The organism is Polaromonas sp. P1_F6 (assembly GCF_056405695.1).
On the sequence record NZ_JBFUBQ010000001.1, the window covers coordinates 970,064 to 988,246 of the forward strand.

Sequence of the window (18,183 nt, forward strand, 5' to 3'; positions counted from 1 at the left end):
GTTGGTGCAGATCCAGCAGAAATCCGCGCTGCGGCCGCACAGGCTTAACTGTGGTCAGACTACTCCCATGGAACAACAGCGCGTCGGTATGATGACGATCCCATAATTGCCCGAAAACCGTATGGCCATCCTGCTGCTTCCACTCGTCCTCTTCGCCCTCATCACCCTGATGCCCGTGAAGTGGGCTGCCGGGTTTGTCGATGCCGGTAACACCAGTTATGGCGCTGCAGCCATCGCGGCCATCACCGCGCCCGCCGTGAGCCTGGTGGTCTTCAAGCTGTCCGGCGGGTTCATGGGCTTCGTGTTTGCCTTTATGGCCGGCATTGCGATTTACGCCGCGATTTTCCGCGTGCCGGGCCGCTCCCTCATCGGCTTCTCCATCATGGTCGTCGCTTTGCAGGCTGCTGTGCTGTTTGCCTTTGTCTCATTTGGATTCAAGACAGGGCAGGGGCTGGTTCTGACCCTCTGATGCGTCTGGCGCATGAACGGCTTCTTGCAGGCCTGGTTTGCGGGTACATGGATTGAGCCGAGGAGTCCCCATGCTGCACCACCTCAGCAGGCGAGGGGAGCTGATCAATTGTTTGTTCGCTATAAAAAGAATAGCTGCTTGGGCAGGCAGCTATTGGGCTGTCGGCCGATTTCATTCCTGAAAATCGCAAAAACAGCGATTCAGCCTGTTCCGGGAGTCTCAAAACGGGCCCGGGGGAGCCAAAATTTCCCAATTTAACAGCGAAAATAGGCTCTAGCCCAATAAGAGCATACCGGCTATGCTATCAAAATAGTAGCAAAATTCGGCATCCCCAGTGTACCGTCAGCCTCCTGAAAGCCCGTTATCCATAATTAAGAATTCAGTTTTGCTGATTTTCCAACGTTTCTGGCCGCTTGAGACAACAACCCCTCTGGAGACAACGCCGTGTTCAAGTCACTTCTGCTCACCAAGTCCGACGCCGGCTTTTCAGCGGCCATCACCGACACCGACGAGGCCCAGCTCCCCGCCGGTGACGTGCTGGCGCAGGTCGAATATTCCACCCTCAATTACAAGGACGGCCTGGCCATTACCAACAAGGGGCCGGTGGTGCGCAGCTGGCCCATGGTGGCGGGCATTGACGGCGCGGGCACGGTGCTCGAGTCGACTCACGCCGGCTGGAAGACCGGCGACCGCTTTGTGCACAACGGCTGGGGCTTGGGTGAAACGCGCTGGGGGCTGATGGCCGAACGCGCGCGCTTGCAGGGCGATTGGTTGGTGAAGCTGCCGGCAGCCTTCACCACCCGCCAGGCCATGGCGATTGGAACGGCGGGCTACACCGCCATGCTGAGCGTGCTGGCGCTGGAGCGGCATGGCGTGAAGCCCGGCGACGGCGAGGTGTTGGTGACCGGCGCAACCGGCGGCGTGGGCAGCGTGGCCGTCGCCTTGCTGGGCAAGCTGGGTTACACCGTGGTGGCGGCCACCGGCAAGGCCAGCGAGGAAGCCTATTTGAAACAGCTGGGTGCCACCAGCGTGATCGACCGGGCCGAACTGTCTGCACCCGGCAAGCCGCTGCAAAAAGAACGCTGGGCGGGCGTGGTGGACGCCGTTGGCTCGCACACGCTGGCCAATGCCTGCGCGCAGACGCGCTATGGCGGCGTGGTCACGGCCTGCGGGCTCGCGCAGGGCGCGGATTTCCCGGCGACGGTGATGCCGTTTATCTTGCGCGGCGTGACCCTGGCGGGCATCGACAGCGTGATGGCGCCGCTGGCCAAACGCCAGCAGGCCTGGGACCGGTTGGTAAAAGACCTGGACACTGCCAGGCTCGAGGCCATGGTGGAGGAGATTCCGATGGTGAAAGCGGCAGAAAAAGCGGCCGACTTGATGTCGGGCAAGGTGCGTGGCCGTATCGTCGTCAAAATCTGAGCATGAATTCAAAAAGCAAAAACGGAGACGAGACATGACGAGCTACGCAGACTTTTACCGCCAGTCCATCGACCAGCCCGACACCTTCTGGACCGAGCAGGCCCAACTGATCGACTGGCACAAGCCCTTCACCCGCGTCTGCAATGACGACAATCCGCCGTTTGCCCAGTGGTTCGAAGGCGGACAAACCAACCTCTGCCACAACGCGGTAGACCGGCACCTGAAAGACCGGCCAGACCAGCCCGCGCTGATCTACGTCTCCAGCGAAACCGGCGTTGAAAAAACCTACACATTCGCCGAGCTGCACGCCGAAGTGCAGCGCATGGCCGCCAGCCTGCTGGCCATGGGCGTCGTCAAGGGTGACCGCGTGCTGATCTACATGCCCATGATTGCCGAGGCTGCCTTTGCCATGCTGGCCTGTGCGCGCATAGGCGCCATCCACTGCGTGGTGTTTGGCGGCTTTGCCAGTGGCTCGCTCGCCTCGCGCATTGACGACGCCACGCCGCGCGTCATCATCAGCGCCGACGCCGGCTCGCGCGGCGGCAAGGTGGTGGCGTACAAGCCCTTGCTTGACGAAGCCATCCGCTTGTCAAAACACCAGCCGGAAGCCGTGCTGCTGGTTGACCGGGGCCTCGCGCCCATGCCTATCGTGGCCGGGCGCGACCTGCACTGGGAGACCCTGCGCGCCAAGTACATGCACGCGCTGGTGCACTGCGTGTGGCTGGACTCCGCCGCCATCAGCTACACCATCTACACCAGCGGCACCACCGGCAAGCCCAAGGGCGTGCAGCGCGACACAGGCGGTTATGCCGTGGCGCTGGCCGCCAGCATGAAGCACATCTTTGACGGCCGCGCAGGGGAAACCTATTTTTCGACCAGCGACATCGGCTGGGTGGTGGGCCACAGCTACATCGTCTACGGCCCGCTGATCGCCGGCATGGCCACCATCATGTATGAAGGCCTGCCCACGCAGGGCATGGACAAGCAGCCCAATGGCGCGATCTGGTGGAGCCTGGTCGAAAAATACAAGGTCACCGGCATGTTCAGCGCGCCCACCGCGGTGCGCGTGCTGAAAAAGCAGGACCCGGCCCTGCTCAAAAAACACGACCTCTCCAGCCTGCGCGCGTTCTTCCTGGCGGGTGAGCCGCTGGATGAACCCACAGCCCGCTGGATCAGCGAAGGCCTGAACGTGCCCATCATCGACAACTACTGGCAGACCGAATCGGGCTGGCCCATCATCACGATTGCCAACGGCGTCGAAAAGAAGGCCAGCAAGTTCGGCAGCCCCGGCGTGCCCATGTACGGCTACAAGGTGAAAATCCTGCACGAGTCCACCGGCGAAGAGCTGACGGAGCCCAATGAAAAAGGCGTGGTCGTCATTGAAGGCCCGACGCCGCCCGGCTTCATGCAAACCATCTGGAAGGACGACGCGCGCTTCGTCAACACCTACTGGAAGAGCGTGCCCGGCAAGATGGTTTATTCAACCTTCGACTGGGGCATACGCGACGAAGACGGTTACTACTTCATCCTGGGCCGCACCGACGACGTGATCAACGTCGCCGGCCATCGCCTGGGCACGCGCGAGATCGAAGAAAGCATTTCAGGCCATGCCGGTGTCGCCGAGGTGGCGGTGATCGGCGTGGCCGATCAGCTCAAGGGCCAGGTGGCGATGGCTTTTGCTGTGCCCAAAGATTCGAGCGTGCTGGCCGACAAGGCAGCGGCGATGAAGCTTGAAGGCGAGGTCATGAAACGCGTGGATGGTGACTTGGGTGCAGTCGCCCGACCATCGCGTGTGCACTTTGTGTCGGCCCTGCCCAAGACCCGCAGCGGCAAGATGCTGCGCCGCGCGATTCAGGCCGTGTGCGAGGGCAGGGACCCAGGAGATTTGACTACGATGGATGACCCGGCGGCGCTGCAGCAGATTCGGGATCGGGTGGCTGGGTAGGTCGCCCCCACGAAGGACCGTGCGTCACAAAATCATCGGATACGCTTATGCAGGCGCTTCACAATTTCGTATCCCGCAGGGTGAATATCGCTTCGAAGTGAAGGTCTTTGCAGCGCCCGGCCAGTTGCGACAACACGGCTTTACCCAGGGCCGAGCGCGCCCTGGGATGCGTGATCAGTATGCGAATCCCCAGATCAGTCCTTGCGTGAGGAAAAGCTTTGCCTAGCTCTGCGCTATGCACCCATTCCGAATAGGCATTGAGTTTGCGGATGGCGCGTGGTTTGGTCAGGCCGTCTTCCAGTGGCCGGTCAATGACCAGAAGCAGCGTAATGGTGCCTGATTTGTCATCTACCTGAATGCCGTCCAGCTGGTGTATGTCGTTGACTCCCAGGCCAGCCGCAGGCGCGAATTTTGCGCAAAGAAGCAGCAGACTGATGAAAGAAATACGCCAAAGCAGAGATCGCATAAGAGGTTGGTAATTCGCAGTTTTAACTTTGGCGGAGACGTGAAGGGCGTTGCTAGTCCGGTAAGGCAAGCGCCATGCCTTCCATCATGCCTTTCGCTTCTGGTTCCGGGGACTCTGTCCAGACGCGGTTCCCGTTGGTAGCGGTGGGGCGGTTAGCGGCCTCCTGGATAAGAGCACCGACTAAACCAAAAAACTGACCAAAGCCACCACTTGGCTGTGAAAACGTCGCGAGTAGATAGAAAAAACGCCGTTCGTCTGATTGCACGCTGATCTCGGTAACGCGTTCCTGGCCCGCAGGGGTGGCGGCTGTGAGCCGCCGGGCGCCGGGCGCGACGCCGATGGCTGTATAGCTATTCGGTGGCATGGTGGCTACTTTGACGCCATCCACCAGCACGGTCACTGTCTCCATATCTCCGGAAATTCTCACCAGATACAGCAGCGCTTGCCCCGGCATGGGGTCTTGCAACTGTATTTCTTTTGGCTGCGGTGTGGCCGTAGCTGCGGGGGGATTGGCCCAGGCGCAGACGCTCGCAAGCAAAAGTATTCCTGATAGTGCGTGCCGGATCATCTTGGCCTTCAAGTTCGGGTGAATCGAGCCGTAGCGGCTGCTTGGCGTTGCTGATTCTAGAGGGCCGGGCGAACAAAAATGCCTTTGAGGGACCCGGGAGATTTTGACCACGATGGATGACCCGGCGGCGTTGCAGCAGATTCGGGGTCGGGTGGTGAGATAAGGGTTTTTTCAGGGCTACGCATGCTCACTTTGTACCTGCCGCCACGGTGGCCAGCAATAGTTCTGTTGCCTGCTGGATAACCGGGCCTGCCAAGGGTTCGCGTTGCATCACGGACATGGGGCCTTCGCCGAAGTACAAGCCGTCTGACACCAGAAAGCTCAAGCGCACATTGCCCGGCTTGGGCGGACCAAGGCGTGGCTTGTCCCAGGGGCCGATGCGTGAAACGATGCGCTCAGATGCAACGAACAGGCGCTGGACCATGGGAAGGAAGCTATCAATCCCTTCAATGATGACGAGCTTTCCGGATTGATTGACGTAGCGAACTCCACCTTCCGAAAAGGCGGCCAGCACGTCAAGGCCGCCGGCGAGGGGAACTTCGATGATGACGCCGAGAAGGACTTTGGGCGGGACCGCTTTGCCGGCCTGCCTGAGCTTTGAGAAGGCCAGGTATCGTACCCGTCCTTCCTGCGAGGTGTCGCAAGCCAATGTCTGCAGTTGAGGCGCGTCGGCGGGCACCGAGAAGAGTGTGGCCTGCCAAGGTGTTTGCTTCTGCCCCGGGGATGCATTGAAAGCGGCGGCGTCGTCGCAAAACAGCAGGTTGTAGATGGCATTGGCGGCATCGCCGGCATATGGTGTGTACGGAGGATTGGCTGTCGCCGCACTGGCGGGCGCACTGCTCACGCCGACGGAGGCGAGGAATTTTTTAAACATGAATGGGCCTCTATGGTGAAGTTCGATGCTGACACTAAGACAACAAGGTTCTGTCACGAAGCATGAACTGGAGCACGGATGCGCCTACAAAAGCCAGAAAAAAAGCGCCAATCCAGATCGAGAGCGGCAAGTCACTGAAAAAGGCTATGTTGCCGGATTTGTCACTGAAGTTTTGACAGAAGAATGAAATCGTCGAGTTGTACATGCAGTGAAGCGCAATGCATGGCCATAAGGACCTGCTTCGTTCATAAAGCCAGGCAAGGACAGATCCGGCAATCAATCCCACCATGAACTGGTAAATATTCAGATGAGCGGCACCAAATAACGCCGCTGAGGCAAAAATAGCGAACTTCCTGGGATATTGCGCCAGAAAACTGCGCACGATAATGCCGCGAAAAAGCATTTCCTCCAGAACGGGAGCCAGGATGCAAACCGTGATGACAGACATGGGATCGTTCGTCATCATTCTCTGGAACATCATTTCCTGTGATCTTGACAAAGGGAATGCCGAGACCATCACTGCATCCACTGACAACATGGCTAACACCAGTGCAGGAATCAGCATGGCGATAGGAAGCATCAACAGCATGATGGTGACGCTTGCCGAATTTCGGGACGCATGAAACAAGGCCCGGTAGCTCAGCTGCTTGTGATGCAGCACAAGGCTGAACACGCCGGCATAGCCAAGAACTGTTGCGATGCCCCAGACGCCGTTGAGTGCATCTCCGCGCAACCCGAGCATATCGGCTAGCGCCACCCATGCGACGTATTCAAACAGGAATAACGCAAGAACGATCAGCGCAGCCTGGCCCAGGGTTGGGAAGCTTGCGTACTTTTCTGTGGCCCTATTCATGCCGCCAACCTCGGCTGGCTTCCGGTCGCGAAACTGCGGGGCGATGTGGTGCGCCATCCATTTTGTGGTCCTCCCAAACTCTTGTAAGGCATGAGTTATATCAGTTGTCTCATCTTGAGAAAAAGTGTTGAGACTTTGTTTCAGCCAAGGGTTTCTACCCGGATACCTCCCGATGCCCGGTCGTAGCATGAGTCCCGCAAGGCCTTCGGGTAGTAGCTGACTTTTGGGGGCCTGCCCGATCCTGTGATGACAGCGATTCAACAAAAGGGGACCCCACATGACAACAAAACTCAACGTGAACGGCAAGGCCGTTTCCGTCAACGCTGAACCTGACACGCCCCTCTTGTGGGTGATACGCGATGAGCTGGGCATGACCGGCACCAAGTTCGGCTGCGGCGCGGCGCTATGCGGCGCATGCACCGTGCACCTCAACGGCAAGCCGGTGCGGTCGTGTCAGACACCGCTGTCTGCAGCTGCCGGCCAGAAAGTGGCCACGATTGAAAGCCTTTCACGCAACAACACACATCCGCTGCAGGTAGCGTGGATCAAGCATGATGTGCCGCAGTGCGGCTACTGCCAGTCGGGGCAGTTGATGAGCGCGGCGGCCCTGCTCACGAGCAACAAGAACCCGAGCGACGCGGACATTGACGCGGCGATGAGCGGCAACATTTGCCGCTGCGGCACCTACCCGCGCATCAAGGCGGCGATCAAGGATGCTGCTTCCACCCTGCGCAAAGCCTGAGGAGAATGATCATGACTGACAACACACTGGTCTCCCTCGATCGCCCTGATCGTCGTACCTTCCTCAAAGCCTCATCTGCCGTCACGGGCGGGCTGATGATGGGCGTCACGCTGGGCTTGCCGCTGGCAACCCAGGCCGCGGGCACGCTCTACACGCCCAACGCCTGGGTGCACATTGCCGATGACAACACCATCACGCTGTTGTCGGCCCGCTCCGAGATGGGGCAGGGCGTGTACACCTCCATGCCGATGTTGATTGCTGAAGAGCTGAACGTGGATTTGCGCAAGATCAAGGTGGCGATTGCGCCTCCGGGCAAGGTCTACACCAACGCCTTGCTGGGCGCGCAGATTACCGGCGGCTCGACCTCGGTGCGTGACGGCTGGGAAAAGCTGCGCATTGCGGGCGCGCAGGTGCGCATGATGCTGGTGTCGGCGGCGGCTGCCAAATGGAATGTCGATGCCTCGACGCTCAAGGCCGAGAACGGCATGGTGATTGGCCCCAATGGCAAGAAGGCGACCTATGGTTCGCTGGCCGAGGCCGCATCGAAGCTGCCGGTGCCGGAGAAGGTCGCGCTGAAAGACCCGAAAGACTTCACCGTGATCGGCAAACCCACCAAGCGGCTGGACACGCCGATGAAGGTCAACGGCACGGCCGAATTCGGCATTGACGTGAAGCTGCCCGGCATGGTCTACGCCAGCCTGCAGCAATGCCCGGTGATCGGTGGCAAGGTCACCAGCTTTGACGCCGCCAAGGCCAAGGCCATGCCAGGCGTGATCGACGTGGTGCAGATTCCCGATGGCGTGGCCGTGGTGGCCGACAGCTACTGGCATGCCTACAAGGCGCGCCAGGCGCTGACAGTGCAGTGGGACGAAGGCCCGGTCGCGGCCATCAGCAATGCCAGCATGCTGGAGGGCATACGCAAGGCGGCCGACAGCGGCAAGGTGATACCCATCATCGCGCCCAAGGGTGATACGGCGGGCGCCATGAAGGGCGCGGCCAAGACCTTGAAGGCCGAGTACGTTTCGCCGCTGCTGGCACACGCCACGCTGGAGCCGATGAATTTCACGGCCGACTACAAGAACGGCAAGATCCTGCTGATCGGCCCCACGCAATTCCAGCAGGGTGCTGAGGGCAGTGTGGCGGCGGCGCTGGGCATCAAGCCCGAAGACATCACGCTGAAGACGACCTTTCTGGGCGGCGGCTTTGGCCGGCGGCTGGAGCTGGACTTCATCGTGCAGGCGGCGCAAATCTCCAAGGCGGTCGGCAAGCCCGTCAAGCTGCTGTGGAGCCGCGAGGACGACACCACGCACGACTTCTACCGGCCCATGGCGGTGAACCAGCTCTCGGCCGGGCTGGGGGCCGACGGCAAGCCGGTGGCGCTGAATTTCAAGGTGACCTCGCAGTCCATTACGCAGCGCGCCTTTGGCCTGCCCAAGGACACGCTGGACCCTTTCATGGCCGAAGCCGGCGTGATGCCGTATGACATTCCGAACACGCAATACGACCTGGTGATCCACGACAGCGGGCTGCGTGTGGGCTACTGGCGCTCGGTGAGCCACGCGCTCAATGCCTTTGCCAATGAGAGTTTTGTCGACGAAATGGCGCTGGCGGCGGGCAAAGACCCGTATGCCTACCGCATGTCTCTGCTGGAAAAGCAGCCGCGCTTTGCCAATGTGTTGAAGATGGCTGCCGACAAGTCCGGCTGGGGCACACCGCCGCCGGCAGGGCGTAGCCGCGGCATCGCGCTGATGGAGGGGTACGACACCTACATGGCGCAGGTGGCGGAGGTGTCGGTGAAGGACAACCAGATCACGGTGCACAAGGTGACGGTGGTGGCCGACCTGGGCCGCATGGTCAACCCCGACACGGTGCAGGCGCAGATCCAGTCGAGCATCGTGTTTGGCCTGTCAGCCGCGCTGAACAACCAGATCACGTTGGACAAGGGCCGGGTGCAGCAAACCAATTTTGGCGACTACCCGGTGCTGCGCATGCATGAATCGCCGGTGATGGACATCACCCTGGTGCCCAGCACCGAAAAGCCCGGCGGCATTGGCGAGCCGGCCACGGCGCTGGTGGCGCCCGCGGTGGCCAACGCGGTGTTTGCCGCCACCGGCAAGCGGGTGCGCACGCTGCCGCTCAATGACAACCTGGCGAAGGCTTGAGGCCGCAGGGCTTTGAGGCCGGGCCGAGGCAGAAAAAACTGCGGGCTGCTAGCATTTGACGCATGGATAACATTGACCTCGAAGTTCTGAAGACCTCATCGCAGTGGCTGGCCGCAGGCCTGCGCTGCGAACTGGTGACTGTGCTTAAAACCTGGGGCTCCAGCCCGCGGCCTGAAGGCTCCATGCTGGCCATCTGTGAAGACGGCCGGGTGGTGGGTTCGGTGTCGGGCGGCTGTATTGAAGACGACATGATCGACCGGGCCCGCCGCGAGGGCCTCAGCCAGACGCAACCGGCCATCGTCACTTATGGCGTTTCAGCCGACGAGGCGCGCCGCTTTGGCCTGCCTTGCGGCGGCACCATTGAGCTGGCCATAGAACCTTTGTCAAAAGCCAGCCGCATTGACGAGCTGCTGCAGCGCTTGCAGGCCGGTGAGCTGGTGGCGCGCCGCCTTGATTTGCAGACGGGCGCCGTCACGCTGAGCACGGCGCAGCCCAGCCAGGGCATGCAGGTGTCTGAAGCGGCGCTGGTGACCTTGCACGGCCCGCGCTGGCGACTGCTGATCATCGGTGCCGGACAACTCTCCCGCTTTGTGGCGCAAATTGCGCAGGGCATGGACTACGCCGTGACGGTGTGCGACCCACGCGAGGAATACCGTGACAGTTGGCAGGTAGAAGGTGTGGAACTGGCCACCGGCATGCCCGACGACGTGGTGCAGGCCATGAAGCTGGACGCCCGCTGCGCGGTGATTGCGCTGACGCACGACCCCAAGCTGGACGACCTGGCGCTGATGGAGGCGCTGCGCTCCGACGCGTTCTACGTCGGCGCCATCGGCTCCCGGCTGAACAACCAGCGCCGCCGCGAAAGGCTGGCCGAACACTTTGACATGACGGCCGAAGAGCTAGGCAAGCTGCACGGCCCGATCGGCCTTTACATCGGCAGCAAGACGCCGCCCGAGATTGCGATTTCCATCCTGGCGGAGCTGACGGCAGTCAAGAATGGTGTGACGTCGGGACAGATGGCCAATGTCGCCGCTGCCAAGAGCCAGCTTGGTTTGCCGCCGACCGGCGAAGTCTGCGCCATCACGCAGTAGGCACGGCCGCCGCAAGTACGGCCGCAGTTTGGCGGGTCAAGCCGCAAATTCAGAAGAAAAAACGCCTGCAGGCCAATAGGGGTTTGCGCAAGCAGCTATTGTATTGATAGCAACTGATCAGGTGTCGACGGCCTGTGCGGCGCTCACGTCGAATGCCACCGGTGGCAAGCCTGCGCGTGAGCGTTCCGCCATGTGGGCCCAGGCTGCTTCCCGGTCCTTGACGCGCGCAGCCGCATCAAACAGGGGCGGGGGCGGTGTTTTGTTCCGCGCTGCGTGCAGCCTGGCCTTTAGCTGCTGCAACGCTTCTGGGTTGCGGCCTAGCCGCACAGCCTCCGCAACATAAGCCTGCGGGCTTTCCAGAATGCATTCAGGCAGGCCGGCAGCCTGCAGAATGCTTGCGCCCATGCGCGCGGCCATGCTGCTGCCGGGGCAGGTGATCGCAGGAACGCCCTGGCGCAGGGCTTCTTCCAGTCCGGGCGCGGCATTGAGGCGCAACGTGTCCAGGAACAGGTCGGCACAGCCCAGGTGGGCGGGTATCTCGGGCCAGGCGGCAAGGGCTGAAAAGATGAGCCGCTGTGCGCCCACGCCCGCAGCCTGTGCTTCGCGCACGAGGTTGGCTGCGGCCCGGCTGCAAAAAGGCAGCCACAGCACCGCGTCGGGCAGCGGCCGCAGGATTTTCATCCAGCCGGCGAAGGTGGCCGCATCCAGCAGGGGCGGCAACAGGCATGAACACAGCACCAGGGTGTCCGCGGGCAACCCGGCTTTTTCGCGGGAAGGGGTCGTGGGCTCGGCATCCATGCCAAAGCTTCCCGGCCAGCAAGTTTGCGGCAGGCGGACGATGGGGCCGGCCTGGTCCTCCACCTGCGGGTGGATGAAGTGATCGGAAAGGGTGTAGTCCCATGCGCCCGGTACATGATGGCTGTAAAGGCCGGGCTCGCGCAGCTGCACGGGCGCGACTCGCATCAAGGCGATTTCCTGCCGCGTCCAGGCCGGGTTCAGGGCCTGTTCAACGTAAATATCAAGCCTGTCCAGCCGGATGCGCCCCACCGCTTCGAGGTCGGTCATGTGCCCCAGTTCATTCACACTGGCCGCATGGCGGCGCAAAACCTCCAGGTGCTCCGGCTGCGGACGTCCTGTGAAGGCGTAGACATGCATGGCAAAGCGGCTGCTGTCGTGCAGTGCGAGTTGCTGCTCGAGCGCCCGCATTTGCCGGGCGTCGGCCAGGCTTTGCACAGCGAGGCCGACGTGGATGCGGCTGTCGCTCTGCAGGCGGCGTGTGCGCGAATCGGGCTTGAACGGCGGGCAGGGTTTGAGCCGGCTTTTCACTGCGTCGAGAGTTTGCCGGCGCATCTGCTGGAGTGCGTCCTCATCCATGGCGAATACCAGACCGTGGAAAGGCGCATCGCCCCAGTCGCGGGGTTTTTGGGCGGCAAGGGATTCAGCCAGGGCTTTCTGCAGGATATCCGTGAGCTTGTGGTGATGCCGCCAATCGCCGATGGCGATATTGCGGAAGGCTTGCCGGATGTGGATTTGCAGCGCGTCGTCGGCCACGTGGTCGGCGGCCTTGCCCTGGATGGTGCCCTCCAGCGCAGCACCTTCGGCGGTTTCCAGTTTCAGCAGGAACTCACCCAGCAGGTTGCGGGTGTTGCCATCGAGGTCTTTCAGGGCCGCGTCGGCTTTTTCGAGCTCACCGGTGAAAGCCAGAAGCGCGAGGTGCCGAAGTTTCAGTTCGACGTGTTCCGGAAATTGCGCCAGGGCAAGCCGGGTAGCCTCCACGGCCTCGGCATAGCGCCGCGCGCCTGAGAGGTATTCGGCGAGGTTGGCGTGGTAAGGCGGGTGGCCGGGCTGAAGATCAAGGCACTTGCGGGCCAGGTGAATGGCCAGGTCCCACTGCGATGAACTCGCCGCCAGGATGGCGACGTTGTTCAGGGAGCGCAGGTGGTCGGGGTTGAGTTCCAGGGCCCGTGCGTAGGCCGCCTGGGCCTTTTCAAGATCGCCGCAACCCTCTGCTGCAATCGCCAGGTTGGCTGCGCCGTCGGCGTCCTGCAGCAGCGATGCTTCAACGCCCAGCAGGGTGCGGTAGGCGGCCTGCGGGCGATCCAGCACGCTGAGCAGGGTGGCACAGGCGGATGCCGAATTGACATTCGTCGGCGAGAGGGCATGCGCCTTTTCAAAAGCCGCAAGCGCCAGCTCGGGCTGGCCGGCGCTGTCCAGCTGGCTGCCTTGCGACATCCAGGCCTCGTGATCCGCCTCACCGATACCGGGGCGGGTTTTATCCATCGCAACTGTGTCGCCGTCGTGCATGCAGGAATTATGTGGCACGGTGGGTTCGGGGATTCAGGCGGGCGCGGAGATAATCGCGGCTAATGACCCAAGGCCTCACTTCCACCGACCCCGGCGCGCTGCACCTGCTAGGCCGGTTCGGCGAGTTGTACACGGGCGCGGAGCGGGAACTGCTGGACCTCGCGCGGCTTCTGGCCGGCAGGCGCGCGGTCAAGCTGTGGTCCGATGTGCCGGTGCACCCGGCGTACGCGCCCGAGGGCATTACCGCCGTGCAGCCCTTTGCGCACCAGTTTCCCAGGGACGGCACGCTGCTGATAGGCGGCGTGCATCTGCAGCCGGGAATATGGCTGAAATACACGCGGTTTCAACGAATCATTCTTTTCCACAACATTTCACACCAGGGGCAGCTGTTTGCCATTGTCGAAGGCGTGCGGGAATACACCGGCCTCGACCCTGAGATTGTTTTTGTGTCCGACTGGCTGCGCCGCACTGCGGCATTGACCGGGCGCGTCATTCCCAGCCTGCTCGACCTCACGCCCTTTTCAGCGGTTGCCGTTGAACGTTTTGCCCGATGGCCGCATGGTGGAGCCCAACCGCGGCCTTTCACGGTCGGGCGTGCCAGCCGTGATCTGCTGGAAAAGCACAACCCGCAGGACCTTTCGCTTTACCGCATGCTGGCCAGCCGCGGCATACGGGTTCGCGTCATGGGCGGAACCTGCCTGGCGCCGGGTTTGGCCGGAACCGAGGGCATTGAGTTGCTGCCTGCGGGTGCGGAGTCCGTGCCGGATTTTTACCGTTCACTGGATGCGATGTTCTACCGCACCGGAAACTTTTTCGAGGCGTATGGACGGGTGGTGCTGGAGGCCATGGGTGCCGGTTTGCCGGTAGTGGCCCACGTGAACGGTGGCTACGCCGAAGTGATCGAGCAGGGCGTCTCGGGGTTTTTGATCCGCTCGCAGGAGCAGGCTCTCGACGCCCTGATGTCGCTCAATGATTCGGTGGATTTAAGGCTTCAGCTGGGCATGGCAGCGCAAGAGCGGGCCAGCCAGGTGCACGGCCCCGACGCAACGGAGCGCGACCTGGCGTTCTATCTCAAGTGAACGGTGACCGGCCGCCCCATCAGGGCGCGGCAAATGCTGCTGCGCCTGAATAGCGAATGTTTCCGTTGGTGCCGGTGTAAACCATGCCGGCGCGGCTTGCATTCACCCCGGTGAAGAAACCGTCCACGGTGAAAACCGGTCCACCGTTGGAGTAGCTGAACTGCCCGCCTGCAACACTGATATTGGATGCCGCAAAACCGCCAAGTGTCGTGACCACGCCCATGCTCAGCTTGGCCGTGCCGAAGTTGACGCTGAACGTTGCGGATGTCAGGGTTCCGGAGGCCACTGCCGCCTGTACGGACGTGTCGTAACCCGTGACTGGCGTCTGGCCGATCAGGTTGTAGCTGAGGGTGCCCGTTGTGGGCATCACCAGGGTAGGCTGGCCGATGATGTAGTGGAGATCATTGATGTTGGTGGTGCTCGGGTTGCGTGTGCCCGTGGTCCACGAACCCCAACCGATAAAGTCGCCCGCGTCGGTAGAGCCCGCCGAGCCTGCAAAGGCGTTGATGGTGGGGGTGAAATCCTTGCCATTGGCGCTGAGCGCGGTCAGTTTGCCGGTGTCAATGGTTGCGGAAGTGCCCGTGGCAACAGGCGAAATGGTGGAAGGTCCGAAATTGCCCTGCGAGTGGTAGGTTGCGGTTGACTTGAAATTTGTGAACGTGCCTGTGTTGACTGGCTTGACATCGGTCACAACCGCTTTATTGATGATGATGGGCTCTATTGGAGGTTCGGGCGTGGGTATGGGCGGGCGTACATTCGTTCGTTTCGGCGTGTCTGTGTTGTTGACCACCCGGACAGACTCACCTGCCGTCAGCCCGACACATCCCCCCGAATTGCAGACCTCAATCGCATCCAGCTCGGTTGTCACGCTCAGCGAGCCGTCCGGGTTGTACCCTGCATTGAAGCCAGAGCCGCGGATACCGATGGTGGCCGTCGTGGTGGTGACACGATAGTTTTCACGGTTGCGTTTGCCGATCAATCCGGTGATGGCCCGCATGCTGCCGCGCAGCAGGTCTACCAGGAAGCGGTCTTCCTTCGGGTCGGCCTTGTCCACATAGTTGGCGACCTTGAACTCTGTTCCCGGCTGCAGCGAAACGACACCGCCATCGGAGAACTTCACCTGGGCGCGGCCATCGAGGCCGGTGATGATGGCCTGGCCACTTTCGATGTCCTTGCCTTTGACCAGCGCGTCGGTCTTGCCGTCCGTGCGCCGCAAACTGACTTCGCCGGTGGTGAACTGGGCCACGCCCGCGGAAGGCGCTGCCAGGGCCTGCAGTGGGTAAATGGCGGCCAGCGCAATAACCAGGGCGGTGTGTTGGAGCTTGATGTGCGGGGTCATGGTGGTTCTCCGAGTATTCAATTAATGCGGACTGGGCGGCGCGCGGCGTTAAAAGGGGTGGCCTTGGTCACTGGGGTGGTCTCAGGACCAGGGTGGTCTGCTGGAAAACGGCCGCACCGGAAACCTGGCCCGCGTTGGGGCCCGCGCCGGTAACCGACGAGGCGCTATAAACCAATGCGGCGCGGCTGGCCTCGTTGCCGGTGAAGAAGCCAGTGACATTCGCTCCTGAGGAGTTCGTGATCTTGGCGTTGTTGATGTCGATGCTGCTGCTGACGCCATAGTCATTTCCGCCAAAGCGCGTGGTGAGGTCCACGCTGCCATAGCCTTGTCCGACGCCGAAATTGGCGACCAGCGAACCGCTGACAAGCTGACCCGCACCCAGCAGGCTGGAGAACGCAGTGCCGCCGGCGAACTGGTAGGTGCCCTGCATGTTGTCGGCCGGCATCTGGGCCGTCGGCGTCGGCCGGCCCATCACAAAGTGAACGGATTCAATCGCGCTGGGCGAGCCCCCCACGAACTTTTGCCCCGTCACCCAGCTGCCCCAGCCGACGAAGTCGGGATCGGACGGAGCACCCAGCGCGCCTTTTTCCATCGTGGTGAGGCCGGGCGTGCTGCGGAACTGGGTCAGGACGTTGCGGCTGTCGAGGCTGTCGACATCGATGGGTTTGCCGCTGAGGAAGCTGGTCAGCACAGCGGTGCCGGCCTCGGGGTAGTAGCTTTCGACCACCGGGTTGGCCGCGCTGTCGGTGAACGCAATCGCGGCGGCCAGGTCGGTGAACACCTGTTTGACGGGTGTGGTGGGGACAATGGCGGGCTTGCCATCGGACGTGGTCTGGTTGCCCGCAACGACCACCTCCTGGACGGGCGGCGGCGTCGGCACGTTGGCCCGCGTATTGGTGCGAACTGGCGCCTCGGAGCTGGTAATGACCCGCACCGACTCGCCGGCCGTCAGGCCGACGCAGCCACCGGCGTTGCAGACCTCGATGGCGTCCAGTTCCGTCGTGATGCCCAGTGATCCGTCCGGGTTGTAGCCCACGCTGAAGCCGGAACCGCGTATGCCTATGGTGGCCGTGGTGGTAGTGACCTTGTAGTTCTCGCGGTTGCGCTTACCGATCAGGCCGGTGATGGCCCGCATGCTGCCGCGCAACAGGTCGACCAGGAAACGGTCCTGCTTTGGGTCAGCCTCGTTGACATAGTTGGCGATTTTGAACTCGGTATTGGGCTGCAGTGACACCAGGCCGCCATCCGAAAACCGGACCTGGGCGCGGCCCGCGGCACTCGTCAGTATGGATTCGCCGCTTTCAAGCGGTTTACCCTTGGCCAGTGCCTCGGTTTTGCCGTTCGCGCGCAGCACGTTGACGTCGCCGGCGATGAACTGGGCCACGCCGGCTGATTCGGCGGCGAACGATTGCACGGGGAAGGCCGCCGCAATCACGACCGACAGCACGGCGTGTTTGAGAGAGCGTTCCCGGATGGTTTTCATGGGGTGTCTGGCGGGGCGTGTTCAGTCGGCACGGCAGGTTTAGAAGTCGCGGCGCACGGTCACGGAGAAAAGGCTGCGGTTGTAGTCGGAAATGGCAATGTTCGACTTGACGGAGGTCAGTGACAACTGCGGCGTCACGCGCCAGAGTTTGGCGGGCACCCAGTTGAGGCCAAGGTTCAGGTTGAGCTGCCTGTCGCTGCGGGTGACCAGGAACAGCGGATCGGTGCCGCCGTATTTGCGGTCTTCATAACTGATATTGCCAAAAAAGGCGAGGTCGTCCCTGATGGATTTCTGTGTACCCAACCGGATGCCGAACAGGTGGTGGCCCATGTGCGGAACGCCGCTGGCTTTTTCCTTCTCGGCACCCACATAAATGCCCCCGAAAACCAGCAAACCGTCGCGGAATGCATGGGCGTAGGACGTACCCAGCACGGTTCGGTCCGCATCACGAAGCGATTGACCCGGATAGCTCAACTCGCCCCATTGCAGGTAAGTGCTCCACTGGCGGAAGCCGTCGATGCGGTAGGTCCATTCGCCGACCAGGCCTTGCTGGTCGCGCGCGCGGGATCCGGCGACGGTATAGCTGCCGGCCTGCACGACACCGGTGAATTCGTGCTTTTCGTAGCGGTAGCTGGCACCGGCGTTGACATCAACCTGACCGGTGTTGAAGTCGTTGTACTTGGCATTGATGCGCGAATTCCCGCTGGCGTTCGCGATCAACGACCAGCGCGGGTCGACGACGTAACGGGCTGACAGCCCGCCGCCCAGGGTCATGAAGGCATCTTTGGTCTCAACACCCGAAGCATTGAGGGTGAAAATTGCGCCGCCAAAAAGCGGAACCGCGACATTGGGATTGCCGGGGCCGCTGTTGACGTTGGTGTCGTAGCCAACGCTGGCTTCCAGGTACGGTTTGACAGACGAACGGGCAGCTTCTTCCGTACGGTCGATGGCCTGCAGGAATTGGTCGATGGTGGCGGCGGCCTCCGCCGGGATGTTGTCTTGTTTGGCTTCCATTAACACCTTGCGTGAGCCGGCGTTGTCCCCGACGGCAAAAAGTGCCCGTCCAAGCTCCGCGCGCGCACGGGAGTTGGCCGGCTGCACCGCCAGCACGCGTTCGAGCGCGAATATGGCGCGGGTGAATTGCCCTGTGTCGTTGGCGGCGATACCCAGCACCGTGTCGAAGTCGGGGTCGCCTGCGCGTGCGGTTTCCTGGGGCTCAAGCAGATCGAAGGCTTTTTGTGCCTGGCTCTGGTCGAGCAGCGTACGCGCCTGACTGACCAGTGCATCGACTTCCGCATGCGCTGCAGCGGCCATCATGACGGCGAGAAGGATGCCGGTACTTTTGAAGATGAAGGTTTTTTTTGAAGACATAAGTATTGGGTTTTA

Annotated in this window: 15 protein-coding genes; 7 read left to right on the forward strand and 8 right to left on the reverse strand. The window is 61.8% G+C overall.

Features of this window, described 5'->3' with window-relative positions:
- The first annotated feature begins 121 nt into the window (after positions 1-121).
- The 3 genes from AC1DY9_RS04450 (at position 122) to AC1DY9_RS04460 (ending at position 3,836) form a co-directional block, all read left to right on the forward strand.
- Positions 122-469: a hypothetical protein gene (locus tag AC1DY9_RS04450; RefSeq protein ID WP_477665893.1), complete on the forward strand. Its 348-nt coding sequence runs from the start codon at positions 122-124 to the stop codon at positions 467-469.
- A 444-nt stretch (positions 470-913) separates the two neighbouring features.
- Entirely contained in the window at positions 914-1,891 is a 978-nt protein-coding gene (gene acuI, locus AC1DY9_RS04455) for an acrylyl-CoA reductase (NADPH) (RefSeq protein ID WP_457280635.1), read from the forward strand.
- 34 nt (positions 1,892-1,925) lie between these two features.
- Positions 1,926-3,836 carry a propionate--CoA ligase gene (locus AC1DY9_RS04460; RefSeq protein ID WP_457280636.1) on the forward strand — a complete coding sequence of 637 codons (1,911 nt, stop codon included), beginning with the start codon at positions 1,926-1,928 and terminating at the stop codon, positions 3,834-3,836.
- Between the two features lie 58 nt (positions 3,837-3,894).
- Here AC1DY9_RS04460 and AC1DY9_RS04465 read toward each other — a convergent pair whose 3' ends face one another.
- From AC1DY9_RS04465 to AC1DY9_RS04480, 4 genes are all read right to left on the reverse strand, one after another.
- A complete protein-coding gene (locus AC1DY9_RS04465) occupies positions 3,895-4,371 on the reverse strand; it encodes a hypothetical protein (protein WP_477665894.1) in 477 nt (158 codons plus the stop codon).
- Entirely contained in the window at positions 4,355-4,768 is a 414-nt protein-coding gene (locus AC1DY9_RS04470; RefSeq protein WP_457306619.1) for a hypothetical protein, read from the reverse strand. The genes AC1DY9_RS04465 and AC1DY9_RS04470 overlap by 17 nt, the downstream gene beginning before the upstream one ends.
- Before the next feature lie 289 nt (positions 4,769-5,057).
- The gene (locus tag AC1DY9_RS04475; protein ID WP_457280638.1) at positions 5,058-5,744 is read right to left on the reverse strand and encodes a hypothetical protein; all 687 of its coding nucleotides are present in this window, start codon (positions 5,742-5,744) and stop codon (positions 5,058-5,060) included.
- A 34-nt stretch (positions 5,745-5,778) separates the two neighbouring features.
- Complete coding sequence (locus AC1DY9_RS04480; protein WP_477665895.1) at positions 5,779-6,654, reverse strand: lysostaphin resistance A-like protein; 876 nt, start codon at positions 6,652-6,654, stop codon at positions 5,779-5,781.
- Between the two features lie 220 nt (positions 6,655-6,874).
- Between AC1DY9_RS04480 and AC1DY9_RS04485 the strand changes: the two genes are divergently transcribed.
- The 3 genes from AC1DY9_RS04485 to AC1DY9_RS04495 all read left to right on the forward strand — a co-directional run bounded on the left by AC1DY9_RS04485 (position 6,875) and on the right by AC1DY9_RS04495 (position 10,592).
- On the forward strand, positions 6,875-7,339 hold the full coding sequence (locus AC1DY9_RS04485) for a (2Fe-2S)-binding protein (protein ID WP_457280640.1): 465 nt from the start codon (positions 6,875-6,877) through the stop codon (positions 7,337-7,339).
- 11 nt (positions 7,340-7,350) lie between these two features.
- A complete protein-coding gene (locus AC1DY9_RS04490) occupies positions 7,351-9,501 on the forward strand; it encodes a xanthine dehydrogenase family protein molybdopterin-binding subunit (RefSeq protein WP_477665896.1) in 2,151 nt (716 codons plus the stop codon).
- A gap of 62 nt (positions 9,502-9,563) precedes the next feature.
- On the forward strand, positions 9,564-10,592 hold the full coding sequence (locus tag AC1DY9_RS04495) for an XdhC family protein (protein ID WP_457280642.1): 1,029 nt from the start codon (positions 9,564-9,566) through the stop codon (positions 10,590-10,592).
- Positions 10,593-10,709: 117 nt separating this feature from the next.
- On the opposite strand, the gene AC1DY9_RS04500 is transcribed toward AC1DY9_RS04495, so the two are convergent.
- Entirely contained in the window at positions 10,710-12,914 is a 2,205-nt protein-coding gene (locus AC1DY9_RS04500) for an O-linked N-acetylglucosamine transferase family protein (protein ID WP_477665897.1), read from the reverse strand.
- Positions 12,915-12,958: 44 nt separating this feature from the next.
- Between AC1DY9_RS04500 and AC1DY9_RS04505 the strand changes: the two genes are divergently transcribed.
- A complete protein-coding gene (locus AC1DY9_RS04505) occupies positions 12,959-13,975 on the forward strand; it encodes a glycosyltransferase (RefSeq protein WP_477665898.1) in 1,017 nt (338 codons plus the stop codon).
- 19 nt (positions 13,976-13,994) lie between these two features.
- Here AC1DY9_RS04505 and AC1DY9_RS04510 read toward each other — a convergent pair whose 3' ends face one another.
- From AC1DY9_RS04510 to AC1DY9_RS04520, 3 genes are all read right to left on the reverse strand, one after another.
- Positions 13,995-15,314 (reverse strand): FecR family protein, encoded by a 1,320-nt coding sequence (locus tag AC1DY9_RS04510; RefSeq protein WP_457280645.1) that lies wholly within the window; start codon positions 15,312-15,314, stop codon positions 13,995-13,997.
- A 67-nt stretch (positions 15,315-15,381) separates the two neighbouring features.
- A complete protein-coding gene (locus tag AC1DY9_RS04515; protein WP_477665899.1) occupies positions 15,382-16,797 on the reverse strand; it encodes a FecR family protein in 1,416 nt (471 codons plus the stop codon).
- Between the two features lie 39 nt (positions 16,798-16,836).
- Positions 16,837-18,168: a surface lipoprotein assembly modifier gene (locus tag AC1DY9_RS04520; RefSeq protein WP_457280647.1), complete on the reverse strand. Its 1,332-nt coding sequence runs from the start codon at positions 18,166-18,168 to the stop codon at positions 16,837-16,839.
- Positions 18,169-18,183 lie beyond the last annotated feature (15 nt).

Excerpts from the sequence above, each read along its gene's own strand:
- AC1DY9_RS04450 (WP_477665893.1), top strand. The coding sequence starts at position 122 with ATGGCCATCCTGCTGCTTCCACTCGTCCTCTTCGCCCTCATCACCCTG.
- AC1DY9_RS04460 (WP_457280636.1), top strand. The coding sequence starts at position 1,926 with ATGACGAGCTACGCAGACTTTTACCGCCAGTCCATCGACCAGCCCGAC.
- AC1DY9_RS04475 (WP_457280638.1), bottom strand. The coding sequence starts at position 5,744 with ATGTTTAAAAAATTCCTCGCCTCCGTCGGCGTGAGCAGTGCGCCCGCC.
- AC1DY9_RS04480 (WP_477665895.1), bottom strand. The coding sequence starts at position 6,654 with ATGGCGCACCACATCGCCCCGCAGTTTCGCGACCGGAAGCCAGCCGAG.
- AC1DY9_RS04485 (WP_457280640.1), top strand. The coding sequence starts at position 6,875 with ATGACAACAAAACTCAACGTGAACGGCAAGGCCGTTTCCGTCAACGCT.
- AC1DY9_RS04490 (WP_477665896.1), top strand. The coding sequence starts at position 7,351 with ATGACTGACAACACACTGGTCTCCCTCGATCGCCCTGATCGTCGTACC.
- AC1DY9_RS04495 (WP_457280642.1), top strand. The coding sequence starts at position 9,564 with ATGGATAACATTGACCTCGAAGTTCTGAAGACCTCATCGCAGTGGCTG.
- AC1DY9_RS04505 (WP_477665898.1), top strand. The coding sequence starts at position 12,959 with ATGACCCAAGGCCTCACTTCCACCGACCCCGGCGCGCTGCACCTGCTA.
- AC1DY9_RS04510 (WP_457280645.1), bottom strand. The coding sequence starts at position 15,314 with ATGACCCCGCACATCAAGCTCCAACACACCGCCCTGGTTATTGCGCTG.
- AC1DY9_RS04515 (WP_477665899.1), bottom strand. The coding sequence starts at position 16,797 with ATGAAAACCATCCGGGAACGCTCTCTCAAACACGCCGTGCTGTCGGTC.
- AC1DY9_RS04520 (WP_457280647.1), bottom strand. The coding sequence starts at position 18,168 with ATGTCTTCAAAAAAAACCTTCATCTTCAAAAGTACCGGCATCCTTCTC.